We start from the raw sequence: 15,728 nt of genomic DNA on the forward strand, positions 1-15,728 counted from the left end.
CTTGGTTCGATGACGAGCAGCCCGCGCCGGTCACCCGGCCCTCAGGAACGCCAGCGTGATGCCGAGCGGACGAGACAGGCACTCATCGAGGCCGGCCGGGCCGAGTTCGCGGCCAAGGGGCTGGCCGGTGCCCGGGTCAGCGAGATCGCGGATCGAGCGGGCGTCAACAAGCAGTTGATCTCCTACTACTTCGGTGGCAAGGAAGGGCTCTACCACGCAATCCTCGACAGGTGGCGGACCGAGTCCGAGCAACTAGCCGATCCCGAGATCAGCCTCGCCGAGATGGCGTTCCGCTACCTCGAGGCCGCGCACAGCGGACCGGACATGCGCATCGCCATCCGCGAGAAGTTGGCCGAGGACGTGAGGGGGATCGACTTCGACCCCGATGCCCCTGAACTGGTGCACCTGCGCCGACGGCAGGCTGACGGTGAGATCGACGAGACTCTCGACCCCGCCTTCGTGCTGCTGCTGATGCAGGTCGTCGTCGCGGCGGGCTTCGTGTTTCCTGCCGACGTCAAGCGCTACATGGGCCTGGACCCCGACTCATCTGAGTACCTTGAGCACGTCGGTGGTCAGCTGCAGTTGCTGCTCGCCCGACTGGCCCCGCCAGCCCAGGCGCCAGCCACCTGACCCGCCGGCGCTTCCGGCGTAGGTGCCGAACGCGCTCGCTGGAAGTGCTGACTGGAGTGGCTCTACCCGCTGGCTGGCGCGATCGAGCCCCAGTACACGATCCCCTGCGGACAGGTTTGTAGGGTCGTCCGGTGGACGTGCGGATCAGGCTGGTCGCCGAGGACGACGCCGCCGCGCTGACCGGTCTGCTCCGGCGCAACCGCGAGTTCCTGGCCCCGTGGGAGCCCCACCGCGAGGACGCCTTCTTCACCGAGGACGTCCAGCGCGACCAGCTGCGAACGGTCTTGGCCCGCCACCGGGCCGGCACGGCCGTGCCGCTCCTGATCGTCGCCGACCGACGGATCGCCGGGCGCATCACCGTCAACGACATCGTCCGAGGCGCCTTCCAGTCCGCGCACCTCGGCTACTGGGTCGACCAGGCCCACGGCGGTCGCGGTGTGGCCACCGCGGCCGTGGCCGCCGCGGTTCGCCTGGCCTTCGATGACCTCGGCCTGCACCGGCTGCAGGCCGACACCCTCGAGCACAACGCTGCCTCACGGGCGGTGTTGGTCCGCAACGGCTTCACCGAGATCGGTCGCGCTCCGCACTACCTGCGCATCGCCGGCCGATGGCAGGACCACGTCTTGCACCAGCTCCTCAACGAGCCCTCGCCAGCTTCCGCGTCTGAGCATTGAGGCACGTGCCCCTTCGTCGGCTGGGGATCGGCTGTCGGGACGAGCACCATGAGTGATTCGGAGTGGTTCGAAGTGGCTCGCGTCGCCGGACCTCTCCGAGATTAGTTGGCCCGGCGCGGGGATCGCTGACTCACAGGGGGGCGAGTGAGGCGCTCGTCTCTTCAACGAAGCGACGGACATCGGCGGTGCGTGGTGGCTCGTCATCGCTCCCGCCCCCGTACCACCAGTCCCGAGCCCACAGCACGACGTCCGTCCAGGCAGGCACCTCCCGGGCGACGTGCGTGGCCGCGGCCTTCTTGGACACCTGGTCGCCGGTCGTCAGCAGCACCGCGGCCCGGCACAGGCTGAGGACCGCGTATGCCTGCCCACCTGCCGTGGCCATCTCGCGCACCCACACGGGCCAGTCCCGGACGTGATGCAGCAGCGCCTCCTTGACCGTCTCCTCGCTGAACGAGGGAAAGACCTCCTGCGCCGGACGCCCGACCAGGGTGCGGCTGTGGCGGCGCACCAGTGACCAGCCCAGGATCCGGTGCGGGGTGGCGGGGAGCAGGTGCAGAAGCTCACCCGGGCTGATGCGCGCGATCACGCCCGGCGTCTCGACGGGTCCGCCCGCCGCGTGCTCGAGCAACGTCTCCAGGGCCACGTACTCCACTTCCACGTGCCCACGCCATGTCGGGAGGAGCCGGCTGACCTCGTCGTGGACTCGGCCCAGGTGGTCGAGCAGGTCATCGTCGGGCTCAACCGTCAGCACCGCGACGACGTCCACGTCGCTCCGCCCTGGTGCGAAGTCGCCGACAACGAGCGAGCCGTGCAGGTACAGGCCTGCCAGCACAGGACCGAGGCTGTCGGCCAGCAGGTCGACGAGCTTCGCGAGGAGCTGGTCGACGTCTTCGGGCAACGGTGGAGGCCGGTCGCCTCTGGCCTGGACCACCCTTGAAGCGTCCCGGACGATGACAAGCCGGTGCCACCGGTTTACGGCGAGCGTCGCCACTTGTGGTGGCAGGGGAATCGCCCGCGGGGGCGCGTCGAGGCGCTGATCGTCGCCGCTAGCCGATCCCCTGTGGGACGGACTCGTCACGCTTGCCGGCGTCCGTCCTGCGGTCGGCTTCGTCGCCGGTAGCCGGTCGGCAACCGGGACCGCACGGGATGGCTGGGCGAGAAGTGGGTTACGCGGTCCGTTGCCACGGCCGGGAGCCGTGGCAAGACAGGGATCGGGGCCGGCGCCCCGTCCGACGCGTAGGTTGCCACCGTGGCCAGGCGCAGCACCGACGGGACTCCAGAGGCATCCAGTGCGGTGCACCGCGGTCCGCTCTGGTCGGTGGCAGCGTTGATGCTGTTCTCCTTCATGTCCTTGCAGTTGGTGATGGCGCTGGTTCTCCCGGACCAGGAGCGAGACCTCCGCTGGATCCTCGCCGCGGCGGTGCTGCTGGCCGTGATCTGGGCCTTGATGGCGCGGTCCTGGCTTCGCATCTCGGCCACGGAGCTGCGGGCCGGACGTGGTCCGTTCACCCACAAGAGGCTGGCCCGCGCAGAGGTGGTCGTCGTGCGGGAAGACGACAGGTCGCTCAACCGCCGTGCCCGCTCTGTGAAGGACCTGGCCTGGCTGCTAACCGGTCGACGCCTCATCATCGAACGTGACACCGGCTACGTCTTGGTCGTCGCTGTCTCGGACGTCGTAGAAGCGCTAGACGACCTACGTGCGGCTGGTTTCCCGGCGTCGTCGACCAGCCAACTCGATTGAACGAAGACGGATCCTCTGTGGGACGGACGCCGGCGTCCCGACGGCCACTCGTCAGCTCGCTGGCCGTCGCCGGTAGCCGGTCGTCTGTCGGAACGTTGACGAACGCACTGTCGTACGGGCTGCCTGGCAGACTCCGCCCATGGTGGGCGACTGGGCTGCCGACGAAGGCCAGCTCCGGGACGAGTTGCCACATGAGCCGTTGCCGCCGGAGCTATTGCCCGCCGTCATGGCCGCCAGTGAGCGAGGGTGGTTCCTCGCGCCTGAAGCACCGATGTGGTGCTTCCTGCCGGCCGTCTGGCCGAGTGCCCAGCGGGCATGGGTGCCCGACCGGTCACTGCGCGTCGTTCGGGTGCGGCGGGAGGGTGCGGCCGAGACGGTCATTCCCTTCTCGGCGTGGGACTTCGAGGAGCAGGAGGAGTTCATCAACCAGGTCCTCGTGTCTGCCGGTGTGCCACCTCGGCCGTTCGGGAGGTTGTGGCTGCTGCGACCGCCCCAGCGTTTTCGCGACCTGAGCGCAGTGGTCGACGCCCTCGATGCCGGTGTCGATGCCGAGGGTGTCCCCGCATGGTGCTGCCCGGAGCTCGTGGCGTGGACGCGAACAAGAATCAGGACGTGGTTCGTCACCACCTCGTGAGCTCTCGCATGTGTCTGCAGGGCGCAGCTGCACATCGCGTCACTCACCGATCCCCTGTGGGACGGCGCGACCCGGTCGCCGGCGGCGTGGCTCTGGCTGCTGATCGTCGCCGGCAGAGGGTCCCCTATCGGACAATTCTGGGTGCCCGTCGGGCAGGTTCGGCGACTATGCAGACAAACGCGACCTCTCGATATGGCGGGCGGTCGTCATTACCCTGATCTTCGGCCTCGTGCTGGGCTTCGCCGTGACACCGACCGTCGGAGTGATCGTCGGGCTTGTTGCCCGCGTTGTCTGGCTGGCGATCGAACTCATCACTAGGCGAGGCATGGCACAGCCCCTACGTCAGTAGCCCGGCCAGGGGTGGGTGACAGGGCCCGGTGGACGTCGGGCAGGGCCCGGCTCATCGATCCGTCAATTCGTGAACGGCGCCACCGGCAGGTCGGGGAGGTCGACGCCGCCCGGCGCCGTCAGGCTCACGGTGGTCACCCCGTCGGGCAGCGGGCCGTAGAGGGCCTCGAACACCAGCGGCTCGGGGCTGAGGGTGAAGTCGTTGCCGCGGTAGGGGCAGATGCACGAGTTGGGTGGGCCGTCCGCCGGCTCGAGGTCGTCGGTGTTGGGTCGCAGCCAGGACAGCGGCCGGTAGCGGATGCCGTTGCTGCCGTCCTCCAGGGCGAAGAGGCTGAAGAACTCGACGTCGACCTCGCGGTTGCGGAACGCCTGCGGACCGAGCTGGACGCCGGGCTCGGCGCTGGACATCTGCATGGTCAGCAGGGTGGCGTTCTCGGTGCGCTGCACGGACAGGACGTCGATCGTCACCTCGGTGCCCGGGGTAGGGGTCGTGTCCTCCACGGCGAGGGTCTGGCTGGCGATCGGCTCCCCGACGGGCGCAGCGGCGGCGTCGATGACCTGGGCGGACAGCTCCTCGGGACTGGGTCCCTCCGCCGACGGCTCAGGTGTCGGCTCGGACGTCGTGGCGTCGGTGGCCGGGGCGGAGCCGGCCGGTCGGTCGGTCGGTGCGGCCTGCTCGCCGCCGGACAGGGTGCACCCGCCCAGGGCGAGCACGGCGGCCACGACGGTGGCGACGACGGTGGTGCGGCGCACGTCAGTCCTCCTCGATCTCGGTGAAGGACACGGTGACGCGGCGGTTGAGCTGCTGCCCCTCCTCGGTGCTGTTGTCGGCGACGGGTTCGGCCTCTCCGCGGCCCTCGACCACCAGGTCGAGCTCTGCGTCGGCCAGGGCGGGCTGCAGGACGTCGGCCACCGACTGCGCGCGCCGTTGCGACAGCTCCTGGTTGTAGTCGTCCGGGCCGTTGTCGTCGGTGTGGCCCACGATGGCCAGCTCACCGGGCGCGGCCCGTTCCAGAAGCTCCTGGGCCAGCTCGTCCAGGCGCGCGACGGCCTCCTGCGACAGGTCGGCGGAGTCGAAGGCGAACAGCACGTCGGCGGCGATGTCGATCGTCACCTGCTCACCGGCCTCGGCCTCGCGGCTGAAGCCGTCGATGTCCTCCGACGGGGAGAACAGGGGCCGGGTCGAGAAACCCGGCGCCTCGACCGGGGCCAGGAGCGCCTCGGGGATCTCGGGCCAGCCTGTGCCCAGCGGCACGACGGGGCCCTCGACGGTGGGTTCGAGCAGGCCGTCCTCCACCGGCACGCCGGTCACCACGTCGGCGAAGCCGAGCGTCACGTCGACCGTGTCGACGTCCTCGGGAAGCGGCGGCAGCACGGTGTACATGACCCCCATCACCCCCGGCTCGGTGGGCAGGGCCTCCCGGTCGGAGGTGGCCGCCCGCACCAGGTTGAACGTCGGGTCGGGCACGCCGTACAGGAACTGGCCCTGCTGCGGCAGCGCGATGTTGACGAACGGCGCAGAGCTGTACGTGTCGAAGACGGCGAGCGCGAACGGTCGGCGCCCGAAGGCGGCGAAGGAGCGGAACTCCGGCTCCTCGGCCCAGCCCACGGACCAGTACACGACGGTGCGGTCAGGGGTCCGCCGGACCGCGTGGACTGCCTGGTAGACAGGGCTGAGCTCGCTGTTCATGTCGACGGCGACCTCGGCCGTTCCGTAGGTGACGACCTCGACGCCCTCCGAGGAGGTCTGCGGCGCCGCCAGGTCCTTGGTCGAACCCGGGGCGGCGGAGGAGCCCGTCGTGGTCGCCCCGTCGCTCGGTTCCGCGCTGCCGCCCCCGCTGTCGACGGTGCCGGCCGTGGCCGTCGTCGTCCCCAGCAGGCCCACGCACACTGCGGCGACACCCAAGTCGCGCAACTTCGGACGCATTCGTGCCCCCCCCGGCTCGATGGTCACAACCGCGGCGAACCGTACAGGGGTCCCCGGGTCCTTGCGGCGCGAGCAACCTCCAGACCGCACCGCTGACCCCTAGATCGCCGTCGGGGCGCCGCCGACGGGTTGTCCGGCTGGGGATCGGCATGCGGAGCGTGCCAGTGACCGATCCCTTGCCGGCGTCACCCCGTGGCGGGGCACGCGTCCGCCTCGGCTCCTACAGTGCAGGGATGGACACAGCGGTGGAGGTCTTCCTGCTTCTGACCAGTGACGAAGGCGGCCCGGCGAGTTGGGGCACCCAGACCGGGTGGGCGCTCAGCGCCGCATCGATCGCCGATCTGCTCATCGAGGGACGACTGGTCCTCGAGGACGGAAAGGACCCCCGCGTGCGCGTCGTGGACACGACACCGACCGGCAGCGCGGTGCTCGACCGGGTCATGGTTCGTGCAGCCGAGAAGAACGGTGCTCGACTCTCTACACTCGTGCAGGACCGGAAGCTCAATCCTGAGGACGAGGTCGTGCAAGCACTCAAGGCCGGCGGCGTAGTCGACGTCGTCCCGAGGCGGATGCTCGGCCTCGTTCCAGAGAAGCGCCCCACCCTGGACCCACAACCCGAGCGTGAGATCCGCGATCGGCTCCGCGTCGTCCTGGCCGGCGGGCGCCCCGCGCCGACCGACGCGACGATACTTGCGATCCTCCAGGGCCTGGGGGTGGCGAAGAAGGTGCTCGCCGCGGAATCCATGGGCATGTCGTCGCGTGGGGTGCAGGAGGCCGCCAGCGAGATCGCCGTCGGGTCGGCGATCAAACGGGCCATCGACAGCATGAACGCGGCCATCCTCACCGCGGTCATCGTGCCGATAGTCGTCTCAGGTGGCAGTTCCTGAGTCCTCACGCACGCCAAGGCATGCTTACAGCACCTCGGCGGAACACGCCTGAACCCCTGAGCACCATTCCCTGTTGGACGGGGAGGGCGCGTACAGCGCCGGCCGTGCCGTCGCCCGGCTCGCGGCCGGTAGCCGATGCGCAGCCGGTGACCGTCGGTTGAGGCTAGGAGCGTCGCTGCACCATGACGCCGACCACCAGCAACATCGGGCCGCTGACCAGGAAAGCCCAGTGCGCTGGAGTCGATTCGCCGTTGATGAGGGCGAGGATGGCCATCGTCAGCGTAAGGATCCCGACCAGGACGATGGCGGTTCCGACGCGACGGTTCTTCACGCTCGAACCTTAGGGGCGGTTGGGTTCACGAGCTGCGCGGGCCCCGCCACCCGCCGCTAGCGGTGTTCGATCGGCGTTCGCCAGCTGGGGATCGCTGATCGGGACGCCCGGAAGGAGCAGCAGTCGCCGTGAATCCCAAGGGCTAGACAGACGCGCTAAGTAGGTGCACTGTCTAGCCATGCCCACGAGCGACACACCCAGCGAGTGGCTCAGAGGTGTCCTCGAGCTGTGCGTCCTGCGGGTGATGGCCGCAGGCCCGACCTACGGCTACGCCATCGCCGCCGACCTCGCCGCCGCAGGCTTCGGAGACATCAAGGGCGGCACCCTCTACCCACTGCTGGCCCGCCTGGAGAAGAACGCCCTCGTGAGCGTCGAGTGGCGCACCGGCGAGGGCGGGCCCGGGCGCAAGTACTTCACCCTCACTGCCGCGGGCCGCGACCAGCTCCACGCCGGCCTCGCTCAGTGGCACGTCTTCTCCACCAGGGTCACCGACCACCTCTCCCCCACCAGCGCCACCCCAGCCCCCGCACCGACCGGGCCACAGACCTCCTCGAGGAGCACCGCATGAGCAGAGCAAACCCTCCCCGGCCCACCTCCACCCAGGAGGTCTGGGAGCGGCCCTTCGTGAAGACCCACGACGCGTGGTGCGGCGGCTTCGTCCTCGAGCTGCGACACCGAGACGTCCCCGGCCCGGTGATCGGCGACCGCCTGGCCGAGGTCGAGGCGCACTGCACCGAGACCGGCGAGGCGCCCTCGGAAGCTTTCGGCGACCCGACCGACTACGCGGCGCACCTCGATCATGACAGCGCCCCTGAACACGTGCAGGGGGTCTGGACGGTCACCGCCGTGGCTGCAGCCCAGGTCCTGGCCATGCTCGTCGGCACCTCAGCGGTCCCGGCCTGGGTCCGCGGAGAACACCTCACCTACAACCTCGCCCAGGTCGCCTGCCTCGGACTGGTCCTGTTCATCCTGCTGAGCCTCCCGCTGCTGCTGCGACCGATGCTGCGTCGCCCCTGGACCGTCGGCGTCCCCTCGGCCGCGGTACTTCTCCTCGGGGCCGGCGGCGCGGCCCTGTCCGGCCGAGCCGACCTGCCGACCGTCGCTCAGCTCCCGGCCCCCGCAGTCGCGGTCGGGCTGTTCGTGACGGTGCTGGTCCTGGCGTGGATCGAGTACCGGGCACTGGCCCGTGACGCCGAGGGTGACCTCGTGATCTCCCCCCTGGCCACGCCCACCGGGCAGCCGGCGGCCGCAGACGGTCGCGGGCGACGGGCCGCGATGACGGCGGCAGGCGTGATCCCCGCCGTCTACCTCGCTTTCGCAGCCCTCGGCTGGTTCACCGCCTGACCCACCCCCGTCCCACCAGGCGATGGCGGCCTCAGTCGGTCGGGACAGCGGCCCGTGGCGTCACGCGGCCACCTTCAGGAACTCGCAGCACAGCCCGGTGCGGGGTCGCACCGATGGAGGGTCGTCCATCGGGCACCGCCCGGTGCCACGGATGAGGTGTGACCTGATGTTCAGCGGACCTCCGATGACCTACGGACGTTCTCGGTGCTGGCGCCGTTGGCGGTGCGCGGTGATGATCACGCCGATGGCGGTGGCGACGATGGCTGCGGCGAGGGCGGGGTGCATGTCCTTGGACAGGCTCTGGGCGCGGTCGGGGCGGACGGCCCAGATGGTGAGGGGCACGGTTGATGCTGCCCCGAGGGCGAGGGACCAGTAGCGCAGGGCACCGGTCCGGAACCGCCGCACGACGGTGATGACGACGATGGCGACCGGGATGATGGCGAGGAACGCGAACTGGCCTATGACCATGATAGGAACGGCGTAGGCGGAGATCAGGACCTTGCGGGGCACATCGGCGTCGGTGCTCATGGCAGCAGGACGACCTTGCCGTTCAGGGTGCGGGACTCGGCCAGGGAGAACGCGGCCGCGGCGTCGGTGAGGGGGAAGCGGGCGGCGATGTTGGCGGTGATGGTGCCGTCGGCGAGCAGGGCGAACACGCGCCCGAGGTCCTCCTCCAGGTGTCGGCGGAAGCGGGCGGGGCGCAGGGTGTGCCCGGACCAGAGGTCGTAGAACGTGGCGCGCCTGCCGTTGGGCAGGGCGTTCCACAGCATGGTCTGGCCGATGGCTTTGGCGAAGGGGAGGGTGAGGCTGCCGGTACCGCTGGCGGCCTCGATGATGGCGTAACCCACGAGCGTGCCGCCCGGCGCGAGCAGGGACCACGCGGTCCGGGTGGTCGCGCCGCCGACGTTGTCGAACACCGCGTCGACCCCGTGGGGCGCGAGCTCGCGGACGCGGTCGGCGAGGTGAGGGTCGGCGTAGTCGACGGGCTCGACGCCGGCGGAACGCAGCGCGTCATGGTGCCGCGGTGAGGCGGCGCCGATGACCCGGGCACCGTGGTGCTGGGCGAGCTGGATGAGGATGCCCCCGACCCCGCCGTTGGCCCCGAACACCAGGATGGTCGCGCCGGGCTTCACACGGGCGGCGCGGTGGAGCATCTGCCAGGCGGTGACGCCGTTGACGACGACGGTCTCCGCGTCGGCGGGGGTGATGCCGTCGGGGACCACGACGCTGTCGAGGGTCTGGACGAGCGCGTGGCCGGTCCAGGCGCCGGTCTTGGTCATCGTCGCGACCCGGCGACCCACGAGGGCCGCGTCGGCGGGCGATCCGGCGGCGAGGACGGTGCCGACCAGGTCGTAACCCGGGACGAACGGGAAGGCGGGCTGGCCGTAGTAGCGGCCCCGCCGCATGGCCTGCTCGGCGTAGGAGATGCCGGTGGCCTCGACCGCGACGAGAAACTGCCCGGCCGCCGGTGGAGTCACGGGCACGGTCCTGACCTCCAGGCCGTCCGGCTCGACCAGTCCGGGCAGGAAAACCGCGGTCGTGGTGGTGGGGATCGACGAGGGAGGCATGAGTTCTCCGGTGGGGATCGAGGGGACCATCGGGCGTCTGGCCAACTTGAGGTGGGTGCTCACAGAGTGAGTGGGCTTCACATTAAGACACTTACTCTAATGTGTAAACAGTTCACACAAGGAGGCGACCATGACCACGGCTACCCCTCGGCCGACCCGCCGTGCGCAGAGACGGATCCAGACGGTGGCGGAGATCAAGGCTCTTGCCATGGCGCAGGTCCGTGCGGGCGGCCCCGAGGCGCTGTCCCTCGCCCAGGTCGTCCGCGACATGTCCATGTCTCCGGCGGCCCTCTACCGGTACTTCGAGAGCAAGGACGCCCTCCTGAGCGAGCTCGTCGTCGACGCCTACGGCGAGCTCGCCGACTTCGTCGTCGGATCGGCACCGCAAGCCGCCTCTTCGCTGGACCGGCTGGCTGCGGTGCTGGGCTCCATCCGCGCCTGGGCGCTGGCCCACCCCAACGCCTATCGGCTGGTCTTCCAGACGGAGGCCGGCTCCGGTCGCACGCTGGAGCCGGAACGGACCAAGGCCGCAGCGTCACGCAGCATGGCGGCGATGATCACCGCCCTCGACGCTGCGAGGGCGGAGGCGGGGCGCGGACCGGACGACACCCGTGCCGTGCTCCCGCCGACGCTCGACGCCGCGGTCAGCGAGTGGTCCCGCCGCTCGGGCCTGGAGGCCTTTGCCCCGGACGTGCTGGCGCTGGGGCTCCTGTCCTGGACGAGGCTGCACGGGGTGATCAGCCTCGAGCTCGCCGGTCACCTACCGGCCACCGGCCTGGACCCGGCGGCGCTCTACGACGCGGAGGTCGCAGCGATCGCTCGCGCGGCAACGGATGCGGCTCTCGACCGCAGGGGGCGTGAGGCCAGGTAGCGCGCCCCGGGCGCGAAACCGGCGGGACGGACGGTGCTGGCGTGTGGTGTGCCGACGAATGAGTCAACTCGCTGGGTGCCCCACAGGTCGCCGACCACGACAGCCCCACCGTCGTGGCTGACATCACGACGCCTCTGCAAGGGCGGAGCACGTGGCCCCCGCGGGTACGAGATGTCAACCCTCGGTGGGGCGGCCTTCGACGACATAGGGGGCGGCGCCGGCGCAGCATCGGCGCGGGCAGGCTCGAGGGCCTCGAGGTCGCTCTGGCGCAGCTCAACCGCGGGCATCTGCGTTCTGGCGGTGCAGCCAGCCCACGAGAGACCAGTTTCCCGCGATAGCGGCGGGCGACGGCCCTCCGGACCCCGAGTTCGCTCACTGACCGAACCGTGAGGTCCAGGCGGCGTCACCCTGGAGGAGCAGCTGCCCGAGGCGGTCGCCGCGGCCGCCTTCGAGTTTCATCACAGGCCCGCTCCGCGCCGACCCTCACCCTGTCGGCAAGCCCTTGCGCGAGCCGCTGGCGCCCTTGTGGTCGGCCCGCCGCGGCGAGTTACCGGGTGCTCAACCGAATTATCGAACGACGCCTCGTCCTCGAGGTCGCGTCTGTGGCCCACCGCCGCGACGCGTATTGCCGGCAACCGATCCGCTCGGGACGACCGAGCGCGGTGCCGGCCAGCGGCGACTCGACGTGCCAACGGGCGATCGCTGGCCGGCTCTGCCTGAGTGACTGACCACGCTGCCGCGCCTGGGTTAGCCTCCGCCGAAGGCGCCGCAAGGGCGGAGCAGAACCAGGGGACGGTCATGGGCAATCTCGCGAGTTCCGGGGTCTACGCCAATGCCGCTCGCGAGCCGGTGCCGCCGGCACCGCCGCTCGCCCCCTCTCCGCGTGGGCTCGTCGCCTGGGGCACCAGCGCCGTCGTGATGGGTGTGTTCCTGTGTGTCGGGGGCCCCTGGGTGGCTCTGGCCCTCCTCCCCGAGCTGAGCTACTACCTGCCTAGTGTCGGTGGATGGGTGGCCGGTCTGCTGACGACGGTCGCCGTCGTGCTGAGCATCGTCGCGGGGGTCGCGATGATCACCTTGGGACGCGGAGTGCGGGCACTCGCATGGCTCGCCCACCGCGCGCTTGAGCAGGACGCCTCCAAGCCCGTCAGCAACCCCTCAGCGTTCGAAGGAAGGGCGCGACGAAGTTGAGGCAAGCGCTGACCCATTCACCGGCCGTCCAGACGACGTCGCCGTCCGGGCGAGGCACCGCAGCCCTGAGCCGCGGTCGCGCCGCCTCCCATGCCGTTACCGCATCCGCGCCGTCGAACCAGTCCAACTGCTGGCCGCCGTACCAGTGCAGAACGAGTGGAACGCCGGCGGCGATCAAGTCATCGACCTGACGGCGGCGCATGCGTGTGGAGCGTCGCTTGTAGCGCCTGCCGTCCGGCCCTTGCAGCGCCCCGGAGGACACGGCCTCCCACTGCTCGACGGCGAGCCCAACCTGCATGCACGAGGTCTGACAGCGGCTGCGGGACCCCGCGAGGCTTCCTTCCCAGTCGACGACCGGTGTGAGCCCTGGTTCGAGGGGCGGTTGCAGACCCGTCGCTACGGGATGAAGAGGTCGAAGGCGTCGCCGATCGCGCGGGCCAGCTCGGGCTCCTGGTCGTCGAAGAGCAGCCCGATAGCCTTCCCGACTGCTTCGGCGGGGACCGTGGTGATGTTGTCGCAGCTGACCACGCTGTCGTGATCGAGGCCGTTGCGTGGCCCGACGATGACCTCGCTGGTGATACCGCGGAGGGTGCCCGTGATCGGCGCGACGGTGACCCAGCGCAGCAGGTGCAGCTTCGACTGCCGGGTCAGCACGAGAGCGGGTCTGTTCTTGTCCAGCTGCACGACGGCGATGCTTCGCATGCTGGCGGCCTCGCCCCGTGTCAGTCCAGGACCGGGTGGGAGGCGCGATCGCGGCCTTGGGGGTGGATGTCGGGGTAGAGCTCCTCGCCGCGTCGCGCGAGCTCGAGGAGCGTGGTCTCTTCAGCCTGGTAACGCTGCTCGCGCTGCAGGCGGGCGATGCTCCTGCGGACGGCCTCGGAGCGGTTGGCGGCGCGGCCGGCCATCACTTCGGCGTCCAGCGCGGCGAGCTCGGCGTCGTCCAAGCGGATGGCGATCTGCGTAGACATGGGTTCATGCTACTCCGGTCGTCAACCATTTGGTATGCACGGGCAGGTAGTGGTCAGAGGGTTACTCGCCCCGGTCCAAAAGCCGATCGGCGCATCCTTCACCGGCACCTGCCAGAGCTGGCTATGCGAGCCCCAGATCGGTCCGGCGGTCCGCCCCTGCCCGACGACCGCCTCAGTACGACCTGGCCCCAGTCCGGTCAGCGTCCGCGGGAGACACCCGCGGGCGCCTCGTCCCGCCGAACACACGGGTGCTGAGCGGACCGAGTTCGAGTTCGAGCGGCACCTCGGGCCAGGTGCCGGCCCACCCCGGCTCCTCCTCGATCGGGCGGATTCCGCTGTGGTCCCAGAACCAGAGCCACACGTCGAGCTGGTGCGCCAGGGACCGCACGTGCGGGCCCGGTTGATCCTCCGGGTTCCAGACGGAGACCTCGGTGCGGTCGGTGCCCGTGGCGCCGGACACCAGGGGAATCGACCGTTGGTGAGCGGCAGCCAGTGCCTCGGCCACAGCTGCGGGTCTTGGGTGTTGCAGGCGGACCAGCGTCCGTAGTCCCTCACCGCTGCCGCCAGCGGCATCAGGCAGGTCCCCGGGAAGACCTGCCCGGCGTCGAGGGCGTCGGTCGCGGTGCCCTCCGTCCCGTCCGCCCACCGCCACCAGGCCCGCTGCTCCTCGTCCAGCCGGTAGCCGATAGGGGCGACGACGGCATCCATCTGCTCATCGGTCAGGCCGGGACGCAGACGCATCGCCTCTCGGCCGCCGTGCGCCCGCCATCGCCCCTCGAGAGCCTGCAGCCGTTCCGTCACATCGATGCCAGCCACGCTCGACTCCCCCCAGGTGAGACCCGCCTCCGACCCGGAGCCTCTCACCACCCAGTGGCCGTGGGGCTGGCTTGCCGGGGCGCGTCAGGACGCTGGTGGCCGTCCCAACCGCGAGGCGCTTGCACCCGTGTTGCACAGGCTCGGTAGGTCAAGGTGCATGGCCGCGTTGGCCAGCACCTCCCCTCGGGTGCGGTTGCCGGGGCGGTCGACGTCGACGACGAAGCCCAGTCGTTCCAGGAGCGGCTGCAGGACCCGGCTGGCGCGCACGTCGACCCGACGCAGGCCCCGGCGGCTGGCTTCTGCGGTGACGGTGGCGACGAGGGCGTGAGCCACCCCGCGGCGCGCGGCGTCGGGGTGCACGAAGAGCATGTCGAGCTCGCCGCCGTCGGTGAGGTCGGCGAAGCCCACGACGCGGTCGTCGTCGACGGCTACGACGGTCCACGCCTCGGCGCGGCGCCGAGCCCAGCGATCGAGGTTGACGTCGTCGGGAGCCCAGGCCTCCACCTGCGCCTCGGTGTAGTGGCTGAGGGCGGTTCGACGGACGGCGGCACGGAAGACCCCGTACGTCGCGGCGGCATCCGCGGGTGCGTAGGCACGGAGAACGACGTCGGCATTCACGCGGACAGCGTGGCAGCCCCCCCTCCAATTCACCCTGACCGTCGAGCCGACGCCCGTCTGTCTCGCCGAGGATCACCGGCTGCCGATCCTCCGCCGGACGGAGCACCTTGCGCCCTGCCGGGGTCATGTGTGTCGGGTGCGGGGCGGCAAGGCGGGGTCTGGGAACCTCCCTGTAGCGATTCATGGGGATGCCACTTACGGGGGGAAGGATGAGCAGGCTGCCGGAACAGGTCCTGGGTGTGGTCGGGTTCGCGCTGATGACGATCGGTTGGACGGGGTTCCTCACGACGGTCCCGCTGTCGGAGCTGGTGAGCATCGACAACGCCGCGGACGGGTGGGCGATCATCTTCGTGTGGCTGCAGGGCGCGGTCCTGCTGGTGCTGGCCGTCGTGCTCGCTGTCGTCCGGCGACACTCGCGCTCGGGCGACGTCGACGCGGTGAGGTGGCCGTGGCCACCTGCGCGGACCGCCGTCGGTGTCGGGATCATCGTCGCGACTGCTGCGACGGTGGGGCCGTTGTTTGCTCTGCCGCTCCTACTTGTCGCCGCGGTCGTGACGGTTCGTCGAGGCAGCGGCGGTGATGGTCGCGGGACGGGGTGGGCGTCGTGGCTGGACCTCTCGGTCCTGCTGGTCATGATCTCGGCCGGCGTCTACGGCGTGGTGTTCGGTGCCCCGGGGGTCGTGGCCTACTCCGTGGAGGTGCTGGTGGCCAGTGCCGGGCTGGCCCAGCCGGCCGGTGTGACCGCTCCGCCGTTGCCCGCGCTGAGTCTCTGGGGTCCGTTCATCGTGTTGACCGTGTCCTGGGTCGTGCTGCTGACGTCCGACGTGATGGCCCGGCGAACTCGGCGCGCAGACGTCATCGGGGGCGTCTCGTGAGCCGAGTCGTGCGAGACGTCGAGCCGATCGACCAGCCGACCTGGCAGCGGCTGTTCGGCGCCTACGCCGCCAGCGGCGGGCGGTCGTTGGCGCCGCTCTGCAGGCCGTCTGCACCGCGCGTGGGTGGGACGTGATCCGATGGACCACAGCCGAGGACAACTACCGGGCCCGAACCGCGTACGACCGGCTCGCGGTGCCGACCCGTCGCGCCACCTACGACCTGCCTGTAGACGGCCACGCCGACACCGGACCCCCTCAGCCCCGGGCCTGACCCCTGTTCGCAACGGATCCTTACGGAGTCCGGTGGG

General features: G+C 70.5%; 19 protein-coding genes. 10 read left to right on the top strand and 9 right to left on the bottom strand.

Going from position 1 to position 15,728, the window contains the following annotated elements:
• The first annotated feature begins 9 nt into the window (after positions 1-9).
• Positions 10-630, top strand: a complete 621-nt coding sequence (locus SJY06_RS01465; protein WP_380163907.1) for a TetR/AcrR family transcriptional regulator — start codon at positions 10-12, stop codon at positions 628-630.
• 131 nt (positions 631-761) lie between these two features.
• Entirely contained in the window at positions 762-1,304 is a 543-nt protein-coding gene (locus tag SJY06_RS01470; protein WP_380163909.1) for a GNAT family N-acetyltransferase, read from the top strand.
• A gap of 130 nt (positions 1,305-1,434) precedes the next feature.
• Here SJY06_RS01470 and SJY06_RS01475 read toward each other — a convergent pair whose 3' ends face one another.
• On the bottom strand, positions 1,435-2,202 hold the full coding sequence (locus tag SJY06_RS01475) for an aminoglycoside adenylyltransferase domain-containing protein (protein WP_380163911.1): 768 nt from the start codon (positions 2,200-2,202) through the stop codon (positions 1,435-1,437).
• A 351-nt stretch (positions 2,203-2,553) separates the two neighbouring features.
• Between SJY06_RS01475 and SJY06_RS01480 the strand changes: the two genes are divergently transcribed.
• Entirely contained in the window at positions 2,554-3,045 is a 492-nt protein-coding gene (locus SJY06_RS01480; RefSeq protein WP_380163913.1) for a hypothetical protein, read from the top strand.
• 139 nt (positions 3,046-3,184) lie between these two features.
• The gene (locus SJY06_RS01485) at positions 3,185-3,679 is read left to right on the top strand and encodes a DUF5956 family protein (RefSeq protein WP_380163915.1); all 495 of its coding nucleotides are present in this window, start codon (positions 3,185-3,187) and stop codon (positions 3,677-3,679) included.
• Positions 3,680-4,090: 411 nt separating this feature from the next.
• On the opposite strand, the gene SJY06_RS01490 is transcribed toward SJY06_RS01485, so the two are convergent.
• Both SJY06_RS01490 and SJY06_RS01495 read right to left on the bottom strand, forming a co-directional pair.
• A complete protein-coding gene (locus tag SJY06_RS01490) occupies positions 4,091-4,780 on the bottom strand; it encodes a hypothetical protein (RefSeq protein WP_380163917.1) in 690 nt (229 codons plus the stop codon).
• Between the two features lies 1 nt (position 4,781).
• On the bottom strand, positions 4,782-5,933 hold the full coding sequence (locus SJY06_RS01495; RefSeq protein ID WP_380163919.1) for an OmpA family protein: 1,152 nt from the start codon (positions 5,931-5,933) through the stop codon (positions 4,782-4,784).
• 254 nt (positions 5,934-6,187) lie between these two features.
• Between SJY06_RS01495 and SJY06_RS01500 the strand changes: the two genes are divergently transcribed.
• Positions 6,188-6,841: a GPP34 family phosphoprotein gene (locus tag SJY06_RS01500; protein WP_380163921.1), complete on the top strand. Its 654-nt coding sequence runs from the start codon at positions 6,188-6,190 to the stop codon at positions 6,839-6,841.
• 163 nt (positions 6,842-7,004) lie between these two features.
• Here the strand turns inward: SJY06_RS01500 and SJY06_RS01505 are convergent, their stop codons facing one another.
• A complete protein-coding gene (locus tag SJY06_RS01505; protein ID WP_380163923.1) occupies positions 7,005-7,172 on the bottom strand; it encodes a hypothetical protein in 168 nt (55 codons plus the stop codon).
• Between the two features lie 178 nt (positions 7,173-7,350).
• Between SJY06_RS01505 and SJY06_RS01510 the strand changes: the two genes are divergently transcribed.
• Together SJY06_RS01510 and SJY06_RS01515 are read left to right on the top strand one after the other, a co-directional pair.
• On the top strand, positions 7,351-7,740 hold the full coding sequence (locus SJY06_RS01510) for a PadR family transcriptional regulator (protein ID WP_380163925.1): 390 nt from the start codon (positions 7,351-7,353) through the stop codon (positions 7,738-7,740).
• Positions 7,737-8,516 carry a hypothetical protein gene (locus tag SJY06_RS01515; protein ID WP_380163927.1) on the top strand — a complete coding sequence of 260 codons (780 nt, stop codon included), beginning with the start codon at positions 7,737-7,739 and terminating at the stop codon, positions 8,514-8,516. The genes SJY06_RS01510 and SJY06_RS01515 overlap by 4 nt, the downstream gene beginning before the upstream one ends.
• Positions 8,517-8,705: 189 nt before the next feature.
• On the opposite strand, the gene SJY06_RS01520 is transcribed toward SJY06_RS01515, so the two are convergent.
• Together SJY06_RS01520 and SJY06_RS01525 are read right to left on the bottom strand one after the other, a co-directional pair.
• A complete protein-coding gene (locus SJY06_RS01520) occupies positions 8,706-9,044 on the bottom strand; it encodes a hypothetical protein (protein ID WP_380163929.1) in 339 nt (112 codons plus the stop codon).
• Positions 9,041-10,084, bottom strand: coding sequence for a medium chain dehydrogenase/reductase family protein (locus tag SJY06_RS01525; protein WP_380163931.1), 1,044 nt, complete (start codon positions 10,082-10,084; stop codon positions 9,041-9,043). The genes SJY06_RS01520 and SJY06_RS01525 overlap by 4 nt, the downstream gene beginning before the upstream one ends.
• A 184-nt stretch (positions 10,085-10,268) precedes the next feature.
• Here SJY06_RS01525 and SJY06_RS01530 point away from each other — a divergent pair, with 184 nt between their 5' ends.
• On the top strand, positions 10,269-10,955 hold the full coding sequence (locus SJY06_RS01530) for a TetR/AcrR family transcriptional regulator (protein WP_380163933.1): 687 nt from the start codon (positions 10,269-10,271) through the stop codon (positions 10,953-10,955).
• Positions 10,956-11,753: 798 nt separating this feature from the next.
• Complete coding sequence (locus tag SJY06_RS01535; RefSeq protein ID WP_380163935.1) at positions 11,754-12,143, top strand: hypothetical protein; 390 nt, start codon at positions 11,754-11,756, stop codon at positions 12,141-12,143.
• A gap of 396 nt (positions 12,144-12,539) precedes the next feature.
• Here SJY06_RS01535 and SJY06_RS01540 read toward each other — a convergent pair whose 3' ends face one another.
• The 3 genes from SJY06_RS01540 to SJY06_RS01550 form a co-directional block, all read right to left on the bottom strand.
• Positions 12,540-12,827 carry a type II toxin-antitoxin system PemK/MazF family toxin gene (locus SJY06_RS01540; RefSeq protein WP_380163937.1) on the bottom strand — a complete coding sequence of 96 codons (288 nt, stop codon included), beginning with the start codon at positions 12,825-12,827 and terminating at the stop codon, positions 12,540-12,542.
• A gap of 38 nt (positions 12,828-12,865) precedes the next feature.
• The gene (locus SJY06_RS01545; protein WP_380163939.1) at positions 12,866-13,111 is read right to left on the bottom strand and encodes a ribbon-helix-helix domain-containing protein; all 246 of its coding nucleotides are present in this window, start codon (positions 13,109-13,111) and stop codon (positions 12,866-12,868) included.
• A 900-nt stretch (positions 13,112-14,011) separates the two neighbouring features.
• The gene (locus SJY06_RS01550) at positions 14,012-14,545 is read right to left on the bottom strand and encodes a GNAT family N-acetyltransferase (RefSeq protein ID WP_380163941.1); all 534 of its coding nucleotides are present in this window, start codon (positions 14,543-14,545) and stop codon (positions 14,012-14,014) included.
• Between the two features lie 209 nt (positions 14,546-14,754).
• Here SJY06_RS01550 and SJY06_RS01555 point away from each other — a divergent pair, with 209 nt between their 5' ends.
• A complete protein-coding gene (locus SJY06_RS01555; RefSeq protein ID WP_380163943.1) occupies positions 14,755-15,420 on the top strand; it encodes a hypothetical protein in 666 nt (221 codons plus the stop codon).
• Positions 15,421-15,728 lie beyond the last annotated feature (308 nt).

Source organism: Jannaschia sp. R86511 (assembly GCF_042466345.1).
GTDB lineage: Bacteria > Actinomycetota > Actinomycetes > Actinomycetales > JBBAYJ01 > Aquipuribacter.